This window comes from Xanthobacter autotrophicus (assembly GCF_030015065.1).
GTDB classification, from domain to species: domain Bacteria; phylum Pseudomonadota; class Alphaproteobacteria; order Rhizobiales; family Xanthobacteraceae; genus Xanthobacter; species Xanthobacter autotrophicus_D.
The window spans coordinates 13,812-31,575 of sequence record NZ_JAIVFN010000046.1; the positions used below are offsets into that span (position 1 = coordinate 13,812).

The following is a 17,764-nucleotide window of genomic DNA, read 5'->3' on the forward strand; positions in this document are numbered from 1 at the left end:
TTGGCGCCCCCTTCCCCGCTCAACCGAGCTTGCCCATGGCGACTGCGGTGTCGGCCATGCGGTTGGAGAAGCCCCACTCGTTGTCGTACCAGGACAGGACGCGCACCAGCGTGCCTTCCAGGACCTTGGTCTGGTCCAGGTGGAAGGTGGAGGAGTGCGGGTCGTGGTTGAAGTCCATGGAGACGTTGGGCTGGTCGGTGGTGCCGAGGATGCCCTTCAGCTGCTGGGTCGCGGCCGCGATGACGGCGGCGTTGATCTCGTCCTTGCTGGTGGCCTTCTTGGCGATGAACTTGAAGTCCACCACCGAGACGTTGGGGGTCGGCACGCGGATGGAGGTGCCGTCCAGCTTGCCGTTCAGCTCCGGCAGCACCAGGCCCACCGCCTTGGCGGCACCGGTGGACGTGGGGATCATGGACATGGCCGCCGCGCGGGCGCGGTAGAGGTCCTTGTGCATGGTGTCCAGCGTCGGCTGGTCGCCGGTGTAGGAGTGGATCGTGGTCATGAAGCCCTTCTCGATGCCGACGGCATCGTGAAGCACCTTCGCGACGGGGGCGAGACAGTTGGTGGTGCAGGACGCGTTGGAGACCACGAGGTGCTCGGAGCTGAGCTTGTCGTGGTTCACGCCATAGACCACCGTCAGGTCGGCGCCCTCGGCCGGGGCCGAGACCAGCACGCGCTTGGCGCCGGCCGCGAGGTGAGCGGCCGCCTTGTCGCGGGCGGTGAAGATGCCGGTGCACTCGAGCGCGATCTCGACACCCAGCTCCTTGTGGGGCAGCTGGGCGGGATCGCGCACGGCGGTCACCTTGATGGGGCCGCGGCCCACGTCGATGGTATCCCCGGCAACCTTGACCTCGCCGGGGAAGCGGCCATGCACGCTGTCGAAGCGGAACAGGTGGGCGTTCGTCTCCACCGGGCCGAGGTCGTTGATCGCCACCACCTCGATGTCGGTCCGGCCCGATTCGATGATGGCGCGCAGAACGTTACGCCCGATGCGACCGAAACCGTTGATGGCCACCTTGACGCTCATATTGGGTCCTCCTTGAGCCGGCTTGAAGCCCGGCCTCTGCGAAACTGCGTTGCGCACCCGCGGAAGAGCCCGCGGCGCGGCCTGGTCGCGCCCGCCGTGCGCCGATGATCACACCTGCCGGAGCTGGTCGAGGGCCTTGGCCGCGACCTTGTCCGGGGTCAGTCCGAAATGGGCGAAAAGGTCCTTTCCAGGCGCCGAGGCGCCGAACGAGGTCATTCCCACGAAGGCGGCATCCGAACCGACGATGGCGTCCCACCCCATGCGGATGGCGGCTTCCACCGCCACCTTGGCCGGAGCGTCCCCGATCACCTTTGCCCGCTCTGCGGCGGGCCTTTCGAGGAACAGTTCGAACGAAGGGATGGAGACGACGCGGGTGGGCACACCCTGCGCCTCCAGAAGCTTGGCGGCTTCCACCGCGAGCGAGACCTCGGAGCCGGTGGCGAACAGGCTGGCCTGCGCCTTGGCCGAGGCCGCCACGATCTCATAGGCGCCGCCCGCCGAGCGGTTCTCGGCGGTGGCGTCGGTGCGCAGCAGCGGCAGGTTCTGGCGCGACAGGATGAGGGCGGAGGGCCGCCCTTCCGCCTCAAGCGCGATCTGCCAGCACTCGGCCGTCTCCACCGTGTCGGCGGGGCGCATCACCAGGAGGTTGGGGATGGCGCGCAGGGCGGCGAGGTGCTCCACCGGCTGGTGGGTCGGCCCGTCCTCGCCGAGGCCGATGGAATCGTGGGTCAGCACATGGATGACCCGTTCGCCCATGAGCGCGGCGAGGCGGATGGACGGGCGGCAATAGTCCGAGAACACCAGGAAGCCGCCGGAGAAGGGAACGAGGCCCTTGTGCAGGGCCATGCCGTTCATGGCGGCGGCCATGCCGTGCTCGCGCACGCCCCAATGCACGAAGCTGCCGGCGAAATCGTCCGGCGTGACGGCCTTCGCGCCCTTGGCCTTGGTGTTGTTGGAGCCGGTGAGGTCGGCCGAGCCGCCGATCATCTCCGGCACCACGGGGGTGATGATGTCCAGCACCATCTCGGACGACTTGCGGGTGGCCACCGCGCCGCCGTCCTTCACCGCCTTCTCCTTGGCGGCGACGATGGCGCCTTCCAGCGCCTGCGGCAGCGTGCCGGCAATGCGGCGCTCGAACTCGGCCCGGTCGGCGGCGGGCGCGGCGGCAAGGCGCGCCTCCCAGGCCGCGCGGGCGGCGGATCCGGCGGCGCCGGCGGCGCGCCAGCCGGCGAGCACATCGGCGGGGATCTCGAACGGCGCGGCGTCCCAGCCGAGCGCCGCGCGGGTGGCGGCGATCTCGTCGGCGCCGAGCGGCGAGCCGTGCACCTTCTCCGAGCCCGCCTTCTTCGGCGAGCCGAAGCCGATGACGGTGCGGCAGGCGATCAGGGTCGGGCGGTCGGAGGCCTTGGCGGCGGTCAGCGCGGCGAGGATGGCCTCCGGATCGTGGCCGTCAACACGCGTCGTCGCCCAGCCCGAGGCGGCGAAGCGCGCCAGCTGGTCCGTGGAACCGGAGATGGAGGTGGCGCCGTCGATGGAGATGCCGTTGTCATCCCACATGACGATGAGCTTGGAGAGCTTCAGGTGGCCGGCGAGGTCCGCCGCCTCCTGGCTGATGCCCTCCATCAGGTCGCCGTCGGAGCACAGCACGAAGGTATGGTGGTCCACCACCTCCTTGCCGAAACGGGCGGCGAGCGCGCGCTCGGCCATGGCCATGCCCACGGCGGTGGCGATGCCCTGGCCCAGCGGGCCGGTGGTGGTCTCGATGCCCTCGGTGACGAAATTCTCGGGATGGCCGGGGGTGAGCGAGCCGAGCTTACGGAAGCGCTTGATCTCGTCGATCGTCACCTTCTCGTAGCCGACGAGATGCAGCACCGAATACAGCAGCATGGAGCCGTGGCCGGCGGACAGCACGAAGCGGTCGCGATCGGGCCAGAACGGGCGCGTGGGATCGTACTTCAGGACCTTGGTGAACAGGACGGTGGCGATGTCCGCAGCACCCATGGGCAGGCCGGGATGACCGCTATTGGCAGCTTCCACCGCGTCCATGGCAAGGAAGCGGATGGCATTGGCCATGCGGTCGTGACTCGTGCGGCTCAGCATGAATTCCGTTTCTCCCGCGCCGGATTCCGGTCGCGTCGCCCTGCCTGAGACAACCTCGAGCTGTGGCGGACCCTTTTGGGTCATCCGGCCATTGTCGGCCGCCTTGTACCAAGGCCCACATGGCTGTCAAACCTGCCCCGTCCACGAACGTCAAGCCGAGGAGCCGAACCAGCCCCGCGCCGCATCGTCGCGCCTGCAGCAAAGCTTCCGCATTGCAGCATTCGCAAATGCGGAAAGAAGGAGGCCCACCGACCGTCCTCCCTTGAGCGACCATGTTGACAGGTCGGGAAAGTCTGGCGCCGCGCCGTCCGACTCGGCTACACTTTGCCAATGTATGCGCTGAAGCATCGCCCCCCGCTGCAGGACGCCCCCATCGAGGCCGCGACCCGGCGCCTCCATGCGGCCCTCGACGCCCTCAGCGACGCGCTGGAGCGCCGCAGCGAGACCGACCGCCACCAGGAGGCCCTCCTCGCCCAGCTCCACGCCATGGGCAACGATCGTGCGCGCCTCGCTGCCGAACTCGACCTGGCGAAGGCCGACGCCGGCGAAGTGGAGGAAGTGGGCCGCGAGATCATCCGCCGGCTGGACGTGGCCATGAGCACCATCCGCGACGTGCTCGCGATTCACGGCGGCTGACGCGGATGCCCCACGTTTCCGTCACCATCGCCGGTCGTCAGTACAGGATGGCCTGCGACGAGGGGCAGGAAGACCACCTCATCCGCCTCGCCCACGACATTGACGGCCGCATCTCCCAGCTGCGCACCGCGTTCGGCGAGATCGGCGACCAGCGCCTCGTGGTGATGGCGGCCATCACCATCGCCGACGAGCTGGCCGAGGCGCGCCGGCGCATCGGCGCCCTGGAGAGCGACATCGAAAGCCAGCGCGATGCCCGCGCCTCCGCCATCGCCCGCATCGAGGCGAGCGAGGAGGAGGTGGCGCGCACCATCGACCAGGTGGCCGAGCGGATCGAGCAACTGGTGGCCCAAATCGCACCCAAGGAGCGCGGCTCGGTCGGAATGGGCTGACGCCCAGGCAGCGCCCAAGCAGCGCCCAAGCAGCGCCCAGGCAGGCTTGTCCCGAACCGGCGCCTTTGCCGGGCAAAACCGCGCCGGCTGCGCGACGGAGAATAACGGCTTCGATCCCTGGCCGCCGAGGGCACAGGACGGAGGGTGCGCCGTCAGCGACCGAGGGTGCCGAGTTCCTGCGCCTTGCGGGCGTCGTCCGCCGTCACCTTGCGGAGCGCATCGGGAATGCGCTTGGCGCGGCCTTCCGACACGAAGGCGACGCGCACCACCGCCGACACCAGCACCTCGCCGCCGCGCTTCACCTGCTGCAGCAGGGTGATGGACGCGCCGGCCACGTCCTTGGAATAGGTCGCGACCTCCAGCACGTCGTCGATGCGGGCGGGCTGGCGGAAGTCGATCTGCATGGAGCGGACGACGAAGTGGAAGCCGGGCGCCTCCTGCGCCGCCTGCTCGAACAACTCGCCCTGGAACACGCCGAGCAGCCGCATATAGTCCGAGCGGCCCCGCTCCATGAATCTCAGATAGTTGGCGTGATAGACGATGCCGGAGAAATCCGTGTCTTCATAATAGACGCGCACATGCATGGCATGGCCGCCGGGCACCAGTTGCCCGGCCAGGTGAAGATGCGGATCGGACGGGGAAAGCTTCGGGCGCTCGATCATGTCGCCCTCATAGACGAGACCGCGCCCCTTGTGAACAAAGGGCGCGGCTGAACACGGGAACGACAGGCCCGCGGCGGCAACGCGCCGCAGGAATTGGATCACGCAAGGGGCCGGGGAGCTTTACTCACGGTCCCAGCGGGGGGCGCTTGAGCGCGCCATTCCCGGTCCCGGTCGGGGACCGGAGCCGTCGCGATCAGTTCCCGGCGGGGGCCTCGGTGTCCGGCTCGGCGGCACGGCGGCGGCGGTCGGCCATGAACTGGTCGAACTCGGCCTTGTCCTTGGCCTGGCGCAGGCGCTCGAGGAAGTCGCGGAAATCCTTCTGCTCCTCCTCCAGCCGCCGCAGCGTCTCCTGACGGTATTCGTCAAAGGCGCGGTTGCCGCTGGACGGCATGGTCCGGCTCCAGCGCCCGAAGGCGCCGCGCAGGGCATCACCGCCCTCTTCCTGCCAGCGGCCGAAGCCGCGCTTGGCACCACATCCCATCCGTCCACTCCCGATCACGAAGGCCAGGATCGCGAGCCCCAGCGGCCACCAGACTGCAAAGCCCAGCACCGTAAGCGCGATCCACGCCGGTTTGCCGTAACTGTCGAGCTTGTAAGCGAGCTCCATGGCCGCGGTCCCGGTTAATGTTAATAACATTTACATAGATAGGCACAGGCCGGCTTCTTGTCAATGGCTCGGCTGTCGGGGGCAGCCTCAGCTGTCAGAGGGCGCGCCGAGGCCCTTCAGATAGATCAGGAATGCGGCTTCCAGCAGTTCGTCCGGGCCCATGGGCAATTTGCGCCGGGCGGAATCGGCCCGGCCGAACAGGGACGCCACCCCGTGGGCCAGCGACCAGGTGTGGAGCGCCACCATCAGGGCCGGCGGGCGCACCGGGCCGGGAATGTGAGAGACCAGAACTTCAGCCGCCTCGCGCAGTACGGCAAACGCGCGATTGCCCGCCTGCTGCAGACCCTCATGGCCATCCGCCGGCAAGCCGGATTCGAACATGGCCACATATTCCGCCGGCGCCCGCCGGGCGAAATCGAGATAGGCCCGCCCTACCCGCTCATAGGCCACTGCAGCCGAGGGCCGGCCGTTCTGCCACGCCGCGGTGAGGGCATCGGCCAGCCGGTCGAAGCCCACCGAGGCCACCGCCGCCAGCAACTCGTCGCGGTCGCGGAAGTGGCGGTAGGGGGCAGCCGCGCTCACCCCCGCGCGCCGCGCCGTCTCGGCGAAGGTGACGCCGGCGACGCCCTTCTCCCCGATCAGGTCGAGCGTCGCCCGCATCAGGGCCTCCCGCAGGTTGCCGTGATGGTAGGACCGCGTTTCTCCGTTCCGGGACCAGCTCATGTGAATGTGATGTACATTGGCCGCAGGGTGGCGTCGATGGGCATGACGACGGCCTATTCGCCTTCGTCGAACAAAGGCAGCGGCTTGACCGCCGCCGGCTCCGGCAGTCCGAGATGGCGGAAGGCGGTGGCGGTGAGGACGCGTCCGCGCGGGGTGCGCTGGATGAAACCCTGCTGCACCAGGAACGGCTCCACGATCTCCTCAATGGCGTCGCGCGGCTCGGACAGGGCAGCGGCAAGCGTATCCACCCCCACCGGACCGCCGCCATAATAGTCGGCGATCACGGAAAGGTAGCGCCGGTCCATGGCATCGAGGCCGGCGGCGTCCACCTCCAGCGCCAGCAGGGCGCGATCGGCCACCTTGCGGTCGATGCGCTCGGCGTCGGCCACCAAAGCGAAGTCGCGCACCCGGCGCAGCAGGCGGCCGGCGATGCGCGGCGTCCCCCGCGCCCGCCGGGCGATCTCGGTGGCGCCGTCCGGCGCGATGGCGATGCCGAGCACCCGCGCCCCGCGCACCACGATCTTCTCCAGCTCCTCCACCGTGTAGAACTGGAGCCGCACCGGAATGCCAAAGCGGTCGCGCAGCGGCGTGGTGAGCAGGCCCGAGCGGGTGGTGGCGCCCACCAGCGTGAATTTCGGCAACGAGATCTTCACCGAGCGCGCCGCCGGCCCCTCGCCGATGACGAGGTCCAGCTCGTAATCCTCCATGGCGGGGTAGAGAATTTCCTCCACCGCCGGCGAGAGGCGGTGGATCTCGTCGATGAAGAGCACGTCGCGCTCTTCGAGATTGGTGAGAATGGCGGCAAGGTCCCCCGCCTTGGCGATCACCGGGCCGGAGGTGGAACGGAAGCCCACCCCCATCTCCCGCGCCATGATCTGGGCCAGCGTGGTCTTGCCGAGGCCGGGCGGGCCGACGAACAGCACATGGTCCAGCGCCTCGCCGCGCGCCCGCGCCGCCTTGATGAACACTTCCAGATTGGCGCGCGCCTGCGCCTGCCCCACGAACTCCTGCAGGAGCTGGGGCCGCAGCGTGGAATCGGCGGCGTCTTCGCCGCGCTTCTCGCCCGAGAGGAGGCGGGTGTTCATAAACGAGGCCTTGCTCCCGTGGAGCGCTTGCGAGCGTGGTGGATCCCGGCTCGCAGGGAGAATGCCCTCCCGCGCCCGGCGACTCGCGCGACTGTAGAGTGCACCGGCCGGGTACGGAAGGGGAACGGGCATCGGCGCGGAACGCGGGGACCCACGCCCGCCGTCCACGCCTGCTATCCACGCCTGCCATCCATGACACGCCGCAACGCCGGCAGGGCAGATTCCGCCTAGGTTGGTAATAGCTAGATGCCCTGCGCCGCGAGTCCGGCCGGCGGTGGCGTCGCCTTGCGCCCTGGAGGCCTGCCATGAAGGACCTTCCCCTCTGCGAAGTCTACCGCCTCATCGAGCCGGGACCGGTCGTGCTGCTCACCACGGCCCATCGCGGCCGCGCCAATGTCATGGCCATGTCGTGGCATATGATGGTGGAGTTCACGCCACCCCTCATCGCGTGCATCGTCTCGCAGGGCGACTTCAGCTTCGCGGCCCTGCGCGCCACCAAAGAGTGCGTCATCGCCATTCCCGCCGTGGAACTGGCCGACAAGGTGGTGAAGGTGGGCAATTGCTCCGGCCGCGACGTAGACAAGTTCGCCACCATCGGCCTCACGCCGCGACCCGCCGCCCTGGTGTCGGCGCCATTGGTCGAGGAGTGCTTCGCCAATCTCGAATGCCGGGTGGTGGAGACGCGCCTCGTCAACCACTTCAACCTGTTCGTGCTGGAGGTGGTCAAGGCATGGCGCGACCCGGCCCGGAAGGCGCCGCGCACCATCCACCATCAGGGCTACGGCAGCTTCGTGGTGGACGGCGACACCCTGAAGCTGCCATCCCGGATGCCCTGAAGCGTCCGCTACTTCGCCAGTTCCTTCAGCCCGAGACGGATCAGCGTCTCGGTCCTGGCCCCCTCCCCCGCGCCGCGCAGGGCGGCGGCGACGGCGGCATTGGCCTGAGGCACGCCATAGCCCAGATTGACGAGGGCGGAGACCGCATCCGCCGCCGCGCCCCCCTGCTCCGGCGCGATGGCGCCGGGCGGGGCCACCAGCGGCTCGGACGCGGAAAAGCCCGGCATCTTGTCCTTCAGCTCGGTGACGATGCGCGTCGCAACGCGCGGCCCCACCCCCGGCGCCCGCGCCACCGTGGCCTTGTCGCCCAGCGCGATGGCCTGGGTCAGCTCCGATGCGCTCAAGGTGGAGAGCACGGCCAGCGCCGTCTTGGTGCCGATGCCCTGGATCCCCTGCAGCAGGCGGAACCAGTCCCGCTCCGCCGCCGAGGTGAAGCCGAACAGGCGGATCTGGTCCTCGCGCACATGGGTCTCGATGAACAGCGCCGCCGCCTCGCCCGCCCGCGGCAGGGCCGAGAGGGTGCGCCCCGAGCAGTGCACGAGATAGCCGACGCCGTGCACGTCGAGGATCACATGGTCCTCTTCCACGCTATCGACGACGCCCTTGAGCTTTCCGATCATCACAGGCCTTTCCGCCGGCTCATGTCACAGCCGCCCACAGGAAGACGAAGGTGGCCAGCACACCGAGGCCGGTGCGCACCATGTGCAGATGGCCCCAATTGGTGATGAGGCGCCGCGTCTCGGCATCGGCCGCGCCCTCGTCCATGGCCAGCAGGCGCCGGTTGGTGGGCATGATGCCGATGAGCGTATAGGGCCAGTTGGCGAGCATCAGCACCCCGCCGGCGAGCCAGTGCCAGTCCCCGTCGCGGCTGAAGGCCACCGCCCCCAGGACCGCGCCGATAAGCGCCAGCGGCGCCTGCAGGGCAAAGCCGCGCCGGTAGGCCGGCTTCCATTGCCTCAGGGCGGCGCCATCCGGGAGCCCGAGCCGCGCCGGCTGCTCCACGGCATTGATATAGAAGGCGGCGCCCGTGAACAGCGCCGCCGCCACCAGTGCCAGATGTCCGAAGATCATGGCCCGCCCCCCGCGGTGAGAGTGCCGGACTCTACAGCACCGCGCGGGCGCGCGCAGCCGCGCCGCGATGGTGGGCGTGGGTGACGGCCACCGCCAGCGCGTCGGCAGCGTCCTCGGTCTCGGGCGTGGCCTTGGGCAGGAGGATGCCGATCATCATGCGCACCTGCGCCTTCTCGGCGCGGCCGGCGCCCACCACGCTCTTCTTCACCAGGAGAGCGGCGTATTCGGCCACGGGCAGCCCGATCTGGGCCGGCGCCAGCAGCACCACGCCGCGGGCCTGACCCAGCTTCAGGGTGGAAGACGGATTCATGTTGACGAACGTCTCCTCCACCGCCGCCTCATGCGGCGAGAAACGCTCGATCACGCTCAGGAGCTCGCGATGCAGCGTGGCGAGCCGCTCGCCCATGGGCGCCTGCTCCGGCGGCAGGATGGTGCCGCAGGCGACGAAGGCGAGGCGCGAGCCGGTGACGTCGATCACCCCCCAGCCCGTGCGCCTCAGTCCCGGATCGAGGCCAATGATGCGAATCGCGTTCATGTCCATGGGCGCACCGTGGGGGAGACGCCCCGGCAAGGGAAGGGCAAGCGGAAGGCCATATCCGACCGGTGGGCGAAGGAGCCGGCCGGAACACCGGCATCGGGCGCGCGGAAGAGCTTGCAGCCGAAGGCGGCGGGGTGACGGCTCACTTCACCGTCGCCGCGCTGCTGGCGAGACGGGTTGCGCTCTTGCTGCGGCTGGTGAGGGCGGCGACCGGAGTGCCGGGGCTCTCCTCCTGCCATTCCGGCCGGACCTCCACCAGGTTCGCGCTCACATTCTGGCGGGCGGGAACGAAGGTCGCGACCGCCTGCTGCGCCTTGGTCAGGGTGGCGCCATCGGCCTCGCGGGCGAGGATGTCGCGCTTGCGGCCGCTGTCGGCGTCGCCCTGGGCGGCGGCGAGGCTCAGCCACTTGAAGGCTTCCCCTGCATCGGCCGCGACCCCGAGGCCGCGGGCATAGATGACGCCCAGATTGTACTGGCTGTCGCGGAACCCCAGCTCGGCGGCGGCACGGAACCAGCGTTCCGCCTCGGTCCAGTCCGGCGTCTGGCCGGCGCCGCAGCACAGCATCATGGCGAGGGCGTGCATGGCCCGCACATTGCCCTGTGCCGCGGCCCATTCATAGAAGCGCCGGGCCTCGGCCAGATCGCGGCCGGCGGATTCATAGAGTGCGCCGAGACGGTGGGCGGCCGGGGCCGAACCCCGCTGCATGGCGAAGGCCAGCCATTTCACCGCGGCCTCGGGGTCGGCCTCCACGCCGCGCCCTTCCGAGTAGCGGCCGGCAACCAGGAAGGCGGCCGCGGGATCACCGGCGCGGGCGGCGGATTGCAGCGCCGTCGGGCCGATGGGCGCCGGCAGGTCCCCCGCCGTCACGCCGGCGACCGCAGGTGCGGACAGCCGGCGCAGAACCTGGGTGACGCCGGAGAGCAGGTCCGGCCCGTTGCGCCAGGCGAGGCCGGCGGCGGTGCCGGCGAAAACCGTCGTGGCGCCGGCAAGAAGCGCCACCATGGCCACGTGCCGCTTGCGGGCGAAGATGAGGCCCAGCACCCCTTTTGCAGCGTGCCGCCCGCGCGTCCCGTCACGGCGCGCGGCGCGGCTGCGCCGATCGAGCCGGGGGCGCGGATCACCGTTCCCGGTCCGGTCCGGACCTGCCGGACCGGAACCGGTCCGCTCGGAACGGCGGGGGCCCCGGGGCCATACGGCAGCGGCATCCGGCGTTTCGGGGGCCGGCTGCGCAGCCTCGAAAATGGCCTCCTGCACCTCGGCCCCGGCCGTCGCGGCTGCCCGATCCGCAGTCCAACCCGCCGGACGGGGGGCGAAGGAGCCATCGCCCTCCCGGTCGAGGGCGACGGCCATGTCGCGCAGCTCGTATTCCAGCTCGGCGGCGAGGATCTCGCCAGCGCGGCGCTCGATCTCGTCCTGCCGCGCCTCCAGGGCGGCGAGGCCCCGCTTCAGCCCCACCACCGCGGCGCCGTCCGGATCCTCGGAGACCTTGGCGGCCACGGCCGCGACCGCCTCGGCGGTGGCGACATGGGTGGTCTCGCGCACATGATGCATCTCCCGGCGCATCTCGCCGACCAACTGCTGGAGCTGGGTCTCGATGTCGTCCAGCCGGTCGAGGCGCGCATGGGTGTCACGGAACTGGGCGCTCAGCTCGGCAAGGGTGCGCTCCACCGCGTCGGCGAGGGGCGTGATGACCGCCTTGCCGGCCTCCTCGGCCGCGGCGATGCGCTCCGACAAAGCGGACAGGCGCTGCGTCACCTCGGCGCCGATGGCCGGCGAAAGGCTGGTGACCTGCCCGGAAATGGTGCTCGACAGGGCATCGAGGCGGCGGTGGACGCCTTCGAGTGCGCCAAGCAGCGAACGGCGCAGGTCTTCCGCCGCCGCCGAATCACCGGCGCGGGCGCGGGCTTCCATCGCGATGACCTGGCTCAGCAGCGCCTCGGCCTTGCGCTCGAAGGAGCCGGTCGCCTCGGCGACGCGCCGGGCCGTCTCCTCGCCGGCGTGGCTCACCGCTGCGGCGCAGGCCTCCAGGCGCTGGGTCAGGGCGTGGAGCGCGGCGTGGCCGTCCTGACGCTCCGCGGCGCGGAGCACCAGGGCGTGGATCTCCTCCATCTGCCCGGTCAGGCGGGCGACCTCCACCGGGTCCACCGCGCGGGCCGCCATCAGGTCGATCCGGCGCGCGAGGGCGTCGAGTCCCTCATGAAGGGCTCGGACATGGGCCGGCTCGCTCAGGGCGGCAAGGCCGGCCCTGATGGCGGCAAGCTCCTCGGCGACAGCACAGTCGCCGTCGTCCCGGCGCGCATCCGCCTCGCGGATCTCGTCCACCCGCCGGCACAGCAGGGTGATGGCCTTGTCCATCTCCTGCACGGCGCGCCTGGGCGCGGCATGGGCGAGGCGCTCGCGCAGGGCGCTCACCTCGCCGCGCAGGGATTCGATGGTGGAGGACTGGATGTCGTAGACGTCCCAGGCCGGGACATCGGCATTGTCGCCGCCCGTGCCGGCCCGCCTGTCGGCCCACAGGGGGGCGGCTCCTGCCGCAGCATGCATTCGGGCCGTGCGCTCCGTCCGCTCCATTCCGGCCTCCCCGGGGCACGGGTTGGGAGGTTTCTTATTACCGTGCCAGTTTGGTGATTCACTGAACGGAGAGTTTCAATTCTTGGTAAATCCGCCGTTAACATCGCGCCCGATTTGCCACCGTCCGCGACATATTCCGAGCCGGTCCGGCTTCCGACCCGGCCTTCGACCCACCCAAAAGATGCCGTAACGTCATCCGGATCGGCTTCGGCCGCCTCCTCCAAGCCATTGAAGATACGATGTTGTAACTGTTACTTTCCCCTACGGTAGCCTGCAAACCCTCCCCTCCGGCCCCGGTGAACGCTAAGCCATAATTGCGCTGCGGAATGCTGCGGCGACGCGATCATCAATGCAGACCGATCCAAACCCCGCGCCGCACAGCCTGCGGCGGCCGGGCCCGCGAAGGGGACCAGACGTATGGACGCCAAGACGTTCGAGCAGGGGTTCGCCACCCCGGCGTTGCACACCGGCACGGCGGCCGCCGAGGCCACCCGGGAGGGCGCGCTCTTCACCATCGGCGACCTCGCCCGCGAATTCGGCATCACGCTGCGGGCCTTGCGCTTCTATGAGGACAAGGGCCTGCTCTCGCCGCGGCGCGACGGCATGACCCGCCTCTATTCGGAAGCCGACCGCAGCCGCCTGGCGGTCATCCTCAAGGGCAAGCATCTCGGCTTCACGCTGGCCGAGATCCGGGCTCTGGTCGCGGCCCATGACGGCGAGCAGGCCGGCCTGTCGCTGACCCGTGACCGCTGCCTCACCCAGCTGGCCCAGCTCGAGCGCCAGCGCTCCGAGATCGACGCGGCCATCGAAGAGCTGAAGACCATGGCGATGGCGCTCGCCGCCTGATTCCAGCGGGCGGAAGCAGCCTCGACCGGCCATGACCGCCTGCCAAACAAAAAGCTCGTACCGATCCCACGGCAATGCGCCCTGATCGGTACGAGCTTTTTCATTTCCGCGAATCAGGGGGCCCGCCCCCGAACGGACGGTGCGGCAGGCTCAGTCCGCGTTCAGCTTGGCGAGCAGCGCCTCGGACAGCTCGAAATTGGCGGTGACGTTCTGCACGTCGTCATTGTCCTCGAGGTTTTCCACGAGCCGCAGCAGCTTCTCGCCGGTCTCGTCGTCCACCGCGATGGTGTTCTGCGGCCGCCACACGAGGGCGGCCTTCTTCGGCTCGCCGAACTTGGCTTCCAGCGCCCGCTGCACTTCCGCCAGATTCTCCGCCGCGCACACCACCTCGTGCCCGTCCTCGGACGAGGAGACGTCGTCGGCACCGGCTTCGATGGCGGCTTCCATCATGGCGTCGGCGTCGGCCTTGCCGGCGGCGAACTCGATCACGCCCACCCGGTCGAACATGAACGACACCGCGCCCGTCTCGGCAAGGTTGCCGCCGGACTTGGTGAAGAAGGACCGCACTTCCGAGGCGGTGCGGTTGCGGTTGTCGGTCAGCGCCTCGACGATGACAGCCACGCCGCCGGGGCCGTAGCCCTCGTAGCGGATCTCGTCGTAATTCTCGCCGTCGGCGCCCGACGCCTTCTTGATGGCGCGCTCGATATTGTCCTTGGGCATGTTCTCGGCGCGGGCCGCGAGGATGGCGGCGCGCAGGCGCGCGTTCATGTTGGGGTCGGGCAGGCCCATCTTGGCCGAGACGGTGATTTCACGTGCCAGCTTGGAGAACAGCTTGGAGCGCATCGCATCCTGCCGCCCCTTGCGGTGCATGATGTTCTTGAATTGCGAATGCCCGGCCATGCCGCCACCATTCCTTGAATGCAGATCCCGCGCCCCGCTGCTGCAGCGCTGCCCGGACCGATCGTGTTGACTGGAGCCGGCCTTATAGGTCCGCGGCGGGGAAAAGCGCAAGAAAGCGGGTGCAGCATGACGCCGGCTCCCGGCGCCGGCGTCCCGCCTTCCCTTTCGTCATTCCCAGAAGGACGGCCGCGATTCCTCGAGCCCCGCGCCGAGGCGGACGGCGGCGACGCGCATGGCGAGGCCGGTGCGGTCATCGGTCTCCACCGCCACGCCGGAAAGCGTCGCCGGCCCCGTCGCCGGCTCGAAGCGGCCGGAGGCGAGCTTGCGGGTGAAGCGGCGCAGGGGCTCGTCCTTGTCCATGCCGATGACGCCGTCATAGGCCCCGCACATGCCGGCATCGGTCATGTAGGCGGTGCCGCCCGCGAGAATGCGGTAATCGGCGGTGGGCACATGGGTGTGGGTGCCCACCACGAGGGAGGCACGCCCGTCGCAATAATGGCCGATGGCCTGCTTTTCGCTGGTGGTCTCGGCGTGCACGTCCACCACCACCGCATCCACCATCGCGCCCAGCGCCGCCCCGTCCAGCGCCCGGTCGAGGGCCGCGAAGGGATCGTCCAGCGGATCCATGAAGACGCGGCCCATGACGTTCAGCACCAGCACGCGCGCGCCGTTCTTTGCTTCCACGAGGGCGGCGCCGCGTCCGGGGGTACCGGCCGGATAGTTCATGGGCCGCACCAGCGCCGGCGCCCGCTCGATGAAGACGAGGGCCTCGCGCTGGTCGAAGGCATGGTTGCCGAGGGTGATGGCGTCGGCCCCGGCGGCGAGGAGGTCTGCGTAAATGGCCTCGGTGATGCCGAATCCGCCTGCGGCGTTCTCCCCGTTCACCACCACGAGGTCGAGCTTCCAGTCGCTCACGAGCCCCGGCAGGCGGGAGACGACGCATTCCCGGCCGGGGCGGCCGACCACATCACCGAGGAACAGGATACGCATTCAGGACGGTCCAATGACAAGCGGGGGCGAAAGCCGGATCAGGCGCGGGGGCCGACGGCCCAAGCTTCGATCTCCGTTACCATCATGTCCACCGGCTCGTCATGGCCCTCGGCGGGCACATGCTCCACTTCCTGACACGCGAAGGCAAAGCCGATGGCGCGCACGGAGCGCTGCGCGCGCAGCACAGCGAGGGTGCGGTCATAGAAGCCGGCGCCGTAGCCGACGCGGAAGCCGCGCCGATCGAAGGCGGCAAGGGGCACCAGCAGCACGTCGGGAACGAGTTCCGGCGCCTCGGGACCCGGCTCGGGAATGCGGAAGGGACCCGTGGGGACGAGCGCCGTGTCCGTGTCCCAGCGGCGGAACAGAAGCGGCCGGTCGCGGGCGACGATGACGGGAAGGGCAGTGACCGCCCCGGCGGCGCGCAGGGCGTCGGCGAGGGGGGCGGTGTCGATCTCGTCCCGGAATGGCGCGAAGAGGGCCATGGTGCGCCCATCCACCGCGCCCACGGCCGCAAGGGCATGGGCCGCCGCGGCACGGGACGCTTCGGCCCGGCGTTCATCGCCCATGGCCGCGCGGCGTCCGAGCGCGAGGGCGCGCAGGCGCTTCTTTTCGGCGGCGATGTCCATGATGGGAAGAGGCGATGATGTCGGCTGGAAAGGCAAGCGTGCGGAGCCACAATGGTCGTCGGAGGTCGATCCCGGGAACCTACAACGTAGGTGGGCGCCGTGTGTCCAGGTCCAGGGACGAGGTCAGGGACAGCTCCCTTAAGGATCGATAAGGCCCCGGGGAAATGTCTCCTAACGTGCCCCGCAGCCCCGCCTCACCAATGTAGGCACCGGACCGCACGAGCGCCACCCCAAAAGGCGGAAGAAAGCCTGAAGCCGGGGGAATCCGGAACGATCCTCGCGCGCCGGCCCCGCGCGCTAACCCGGCATTAAGCGTGTCCGTGCACAGCTTCCTGCGTGCCGCGGAATGATCGCATCGCAGCACGAACCGGCCGGCCCGTCAAAGTTTGGACAGACTCGCTCGCTCAAAGAGCCCGCGAACTTCGAACGGGTTTCCGGCCGAGACGTTTCCGCGCGGCGGCGCGCCATCGCGGGAGCCGGAGGCTCTGGGCCGGGCACATGCCCGGCGCCCGAGCGCAGAAGCGCCTTTCCCGGACGGGCAAGGCAGCGGAGCCGAGAATGACTGATTTGACACGCCGTTCCGGCATCGTGTCCCGCCACCTTGCCCCGCCGATGGCCGCGGCCGTCCGTCGCGCCGTTCTGGCGGCGATCCCGGCCGCCGCCCTCGCCCTGCTGCCTGCGGCGGGCCTTGCGCAGGACCTCTCCCAGGCGCCGCTGGCCGCGCCGGCGGCCGACATCTCCTTCCTCGGCCTGTTCCTCCAGGCCCACTTCGTCGTGAAGCTGGTGATGATCGGCCTGATCGTCTCCTCCATCTGGGTGTGGGCCATCATCATCGACAAATGGATGCTGTTCTCCCGCAACAAGCGCGAGATGGACCGCTTCGAGCAGGTGTTCTGGTCGGGGCAGAGCCTCGAAGACCTCTACCGCACCCTCGCCGGGCGCTCGAACCACGGCATGGGGGCCATCTTCGTCGCCGCCATGCGCGAGTGGAAACGCACCTATGAGGGCGGCGCCCGCTCCTTCGCCGGGCTCAACCAGCGCCTCGACAAGGTGATGAACGTGACCATCGCCCGTGAGGTGGAGCGGCTCGAATCGCGCCTGCTGGTGCTCGCCACCGTGGGCTCGGCGGGGCCGTTCATCGGCCTGTTCGGCACGGTCTGGGGCATCATGACCTCGTTCCAGTCCATCGCCGCCTCCAAGAACACCTCGCTGGCGGTTGTGGCGCCGGGCATCGCAGAAGCCCTGTTCGCGACCGCGATGGGCCTCATTGCGGCCATCCCCGCGACGATTTTCTACAACAAGTTCATTTCCCAGACCGGGCGTCAGGCCCAGCGGCTGGAGGGATTCGCGGACGAGTTCTCCGCGATCCTCTCGCGCCAGATCGACGAACGGGGCTGATCCATGGGCATGGCGGGAGGCGGATCGGCAGGGTGGCAGAGCCGGCGTACGCGCCGCCGCGCGCCGCCCGTAATGGCCGAGATCAACGTGACGCCCATGGTGGACGTCATGCTGGTGCTGCTCATCATCTTCATGGTGGCGGCACCGCTGCTCACCGTCGGCGTTCCCATCGACCTGCCGCAGACGCAGGCCAATGCGGTGAACCAGGACAACAAGGAACCCATCACCCTCTCGGTGCGCGAGAACGGGCAGGTCTATCTGGGCGACAGCGAGATCAAGTACGAGGATCTGGTCTCGAAGTTGCAAGCGGTGACCCAGGCCCGCGGCGGCCTTGAGGAGCGCATCTTCGTGCGGGGCGACAGGAAGGCGAACTACGGGACGATCATGCGGGTCATGGGGCGCCTGTCGGGCGCGGGCTTCAAGAAGGTGGCGCTCGTCACCGAAGTGGAACAGGGAGGCTGATGAGCCGATGCGCGCGGGGATTGCGGCATCGACGCTCCTGCATGCGGGCGTCCTGGTTCTGACCCTGGTGTCCTTCACCGGGGCGAAGCCGTTCGAGCCCATGCCGGAATCACTGCCGGTCGATGTCATCTCCATCTCCGACTACACCAAGCTCACCAAGGGTGCCCGCAACGCCCCCAAGGCCGACGCGCCGAAGCAGATCGCCGAAAAGGTGGGCGATCCCACGCCCGTCGAGGATGCCAAGCTGAAGGCGAGCGAAAAGCCGCCGGTGGAAGCCACCGCGCCGCCCCCTCCCC

At 69.5% G+C, this 17,764-nt stretch carries 19 protein-coding genes, 1 other RNA gene and 1 pseudogene; 7 read left to right on the forward strand and 14 right to left on the reverse strand.

Translation table 11 applies throughout. The features are described 5' to 3' along the window. Window positions 1-19: 19 nt before the first annotated feature. Together gap and tkt are read right to left on the reverse strand one after the other, a co-directional pair. A complete protein-coding gene (gene gap, locus K9U40_RS11260) occupies window positions 20-1,027 on the reverse strand; it encodes a type I glyceraldehyde-3-phosphate dehydrogenase (RefSeq protein WP_282890289.1) in 1,008 nt (335 codons plus the stop codon). 108 nt (window positions 1,028-1,135) lie between these two features. Next, the gene (gene tkt / locus K9U40_RS11265) at window positions 1,136-3,127 is read right to left on the reverse strand and encodes a transketolase (protein WP_282890290.1); all 1,992 of its coding nucleotides are present in this window, start codon (window positions 3,125-3,127) and stop codon (window positions 1,136-1,138) included. 330 nt (window positions 3,128-3,457) lie between these two features. Between tkt and K9U40_RS11270 the strand changes: the two genes are divergently transcribed. Continuing rightward, window positions 3,458-3,763 (forward strand): DUF4164 domain-containing protein, encoded by a 306-nt coding sequence (locus tag K9U40_RS11270; protein WP_282890291.1) that lies wholly within the window; start codon window positions 3,458-3,460, stop codon window positions 3,761-3,763. A gap of 5 nt (window positions 3,764-3,768) precedes the next feature. Then, window positions 3,769-4,152 (forward strand): cell division protein ZapA, encoded by a 384-nt coding sequence (locus K9U40_RS11275; RefSeq protein ID WP_282890292.1) that lies wholly within the window; start codon window positions 3,769-3,771, stop codon window positions 4,150-4,152. Between the two features lie 152 nt (window positions 4,153-4,304). Here K9U40_RS11275 and ybgC read toward each other — a convergent pair whose 3' ends face one another. The 4 genes from ybgC to ruvB form a co-directional block, all read right to left on the reverse strand. Then, on the reverse strand, window positions 4,305-4,814 hold the full coding sequence (gene ybgC / locus K9U40_RS11280; RefSeq protein ID WP_282890293.1) for a tol-pal system-associated acyl-CoA thioesterase: 510 nt from the start codon (window positions 4,812-4,814) through the stop codon (window positions 4,305-4,307). Between the two features lie 193 nt (window positions 4,815-5,007). After that, window positions 5,008-5,421 carry a DUF2852 domain-containing protein gene (locus K9U40_RS11285; RefSeq protein ID WP_282890294.1) on the reverse strand — a complete coding sequence of 138 codons (414 nt, stop codon included), beginning with the start codon at window positions 5,419-5,421 and terminating at the stop codon, window positions 5,008-5,010. Window positions 5,422-5,508: 87 nt separating this feature from the next. Beyond that, window positions 5,509-6,144, reverse strand: a complete 636-nt coding sequence (locus K9U40_RS11290) for a TetR/AcrR family transcriptional regulator (protein ID WP_282890295.1) — start codon at window positions 6,142-6,144, stop codon at window positions 5,509-5,511. Between the two features lie 53 nt (window positions 6,145-6,197). After that, window positions 6,198-7,229: a Holliday junction branch migration DNA helicase RuvB gene (gene ruvB / locus K9U40_RS11295; protein WP_282890296.1), complete on the reverse strand. Its 1,032-nt coding sequence runs from the start codon at window positions 7,227-7,229 to the stop codon at window positions 6,198-6,200. Between the two features lie 305 nt (window positions 7,230-7,534). On the opposite strand from ruvB, the gene K9U40_RS11300 reads away from it, so the two are divergent. Continuing rightward, on the forward strand, window positions 7,535-8,065 hold the full coding sequence (locus tag K9U40_RS11300; RefSeq protein WP_282890297.1) for a flavin reductase family protein: 531 nt from the start codon (window positions 7,535-7,537) through the stop codon (window positions 8,063-8,065). Between the two features lie 8 nt (window positions 8,066-8,073). Here the strand turns inward: K9U40_RS11300 and ruvA are convergent, their stop codons facing one another. The 4 genes from ruvA to K9U40_RS11320 form a co-directional block, all read right to left on the reverse strand. Next, complete coding sequence (gene ruvA, locus K9U40_RS11305) at window positions 8,074-8,685, reverse strand: Holliday junction branch migration protein RuvA (protein WP_282890298.1); 612 nt, start codon at window positions 8,683-8,685, stop codon at window positions 8,074-8,076. A 19-nt stretch (window positions 8,686-8,704) separates the two neighbouring features. After that, window positions 8,705-9,136, reverse strand: a complete 432-nt coding sequence (locus K9U40_RS11310; RefSeq protein ID WP_282890299.1) for a DUF1772 domain-containing protein — start codon at window positions 9,134-9,136, stop codon at window positions 8,705-8,707. Between the two features lie 31 nt (window positions 9,137-9,167). Next, entirely contained in the window at window positions 9,168-9,677 is a 510-nt protein-coding gene (gene ruvC / locus K9U40_RS11315; RefSeq protein WP_282890300.1) for a crossover junction endodeoxyribonuclease RuvC, read from the reverse strand. A 139-nt stretch (window positions 9,678-9,816) separates the two neighbouring features. Continuing rightward, window positions 9,817-12,219 carry an SEL1-like repeat protein gene (locus K9U40_RS11320; protein ID WP_282890301.1) on the reverse strand — a complete coding sequence of 801 codons (2,403 nt, stop codon included), beginning with the start codon at window positions 12,217-12,219 and terminating at the stop codon, window positions 9,817-9,819. Between the two features lie 444 nt (window positions 12,220-12,663). Between K9U40_RS11320 and K9U40_RS11325 the strand changes: the two genes are divergently transcribed. Next, window positions 12,664-13,092 (forward strand): MerR family transcriptional regulator, encoded by a 429-nt coding sequence (locus tag K9U40_RS11325; protein WP_282890302.1) that lies wholly within the window; start codon window positions 12,664-12,666, stop codon window positions 13,090-13,092. A gap of 150 nt (window positions 13,093-13,242) precedes the next feature. Here K9U40_RS11325 and K9U40_RS11330 read toward each other — a convergent pair whose 3' ends face one another. The 4 genes from K9U40_RS11330 to ssrS form a co-directional block, all read right to left on the reverse strand. Beyond that, window positions 13,243-13,992 (reverse strand): YebC/PmpR family DNA-binding transcriptional regulator, encoded by a 750-nt coding sequence (locus tag K9U40_RS11330; protein ID WP_282890303.1) that lies wholly within the window; start codon window positions 13,990-13,992, stop codon window positions 13,243-13,245. 168 nt (window positions 13,993-14,160) lie between these two features. Then, a complete protein-coding gene (locus K9U40_RS11335) occupies window positions 14,161-14,982 on the reverse strand; it encodes a TIGR00282 family metallophosphoesterase (protein ID WP_282890304.1) in 822 nt (273 codons plus the stop codon). 38 nt (window positions 14,983-15,020) lie between these two features. Further along, the gene (locus tag K9U40_RS11340; protein ID WP_282890305.1) at window positions 15,021-15,608 is read right to left on the reverse strand and encodes a 5-formyltetrahydrofolate cyclo-ligase; all 588 of its coding nucleotides are present in this window, start codon (window positions 15,606-15,608) and stop codon (window positions 15,021-15,023) included. 39 nt (window positions 15,609-15,647) lie between these two features. Next, a non-coding RNA gene (gene ssrS / locus K9U40_RS11345) (6S RNA) lies at window positions 15,648-15,801 on the reverse strand. A 365-nt stretch (window positions 15,802-16,166) separates the two neighbouring features. On the opposite strand from ssrS, the gene tolQ reads away from it, so the two are divergent. The 3 genes and pseudogenes from tolQ to K9U40_RS11360 all read left to right on the forward strand — a co-directional run. Further along, window positions 16,167-17,006 (forward strand): protein TolQ, encoded by an 840-nt coding sequence (gene tolQ / locus K9U40_RS11350; RefSeq protein ID WP_414114719.1) that lies wholly within the window; start codon window positions 16,167-16,169, stop codon window positions 17,004-17,006. Window positions 17,007-17,009: 3 nt separating this feature from the next. Continuing rightward, window positions 17,010-17,468 (forward strand): protein TolR, encoded by a 459-nt coding sequence (gene tolR, locus K9U40_RS11355; RefSeq protein WP_282890306.1) that lies wholly within the window; start codon window positions 17,010-17,012, stop codon window positions 17,466-17,468. Between the two features lie 7 nt (window positions 17,469-17,475). Next, window positions 17,476-17,764 (forward strand): annotated as a pseudogene (locus K9U40_RS11360) (cell envelope biogenesis protein TolA); the annotation flags it as partial.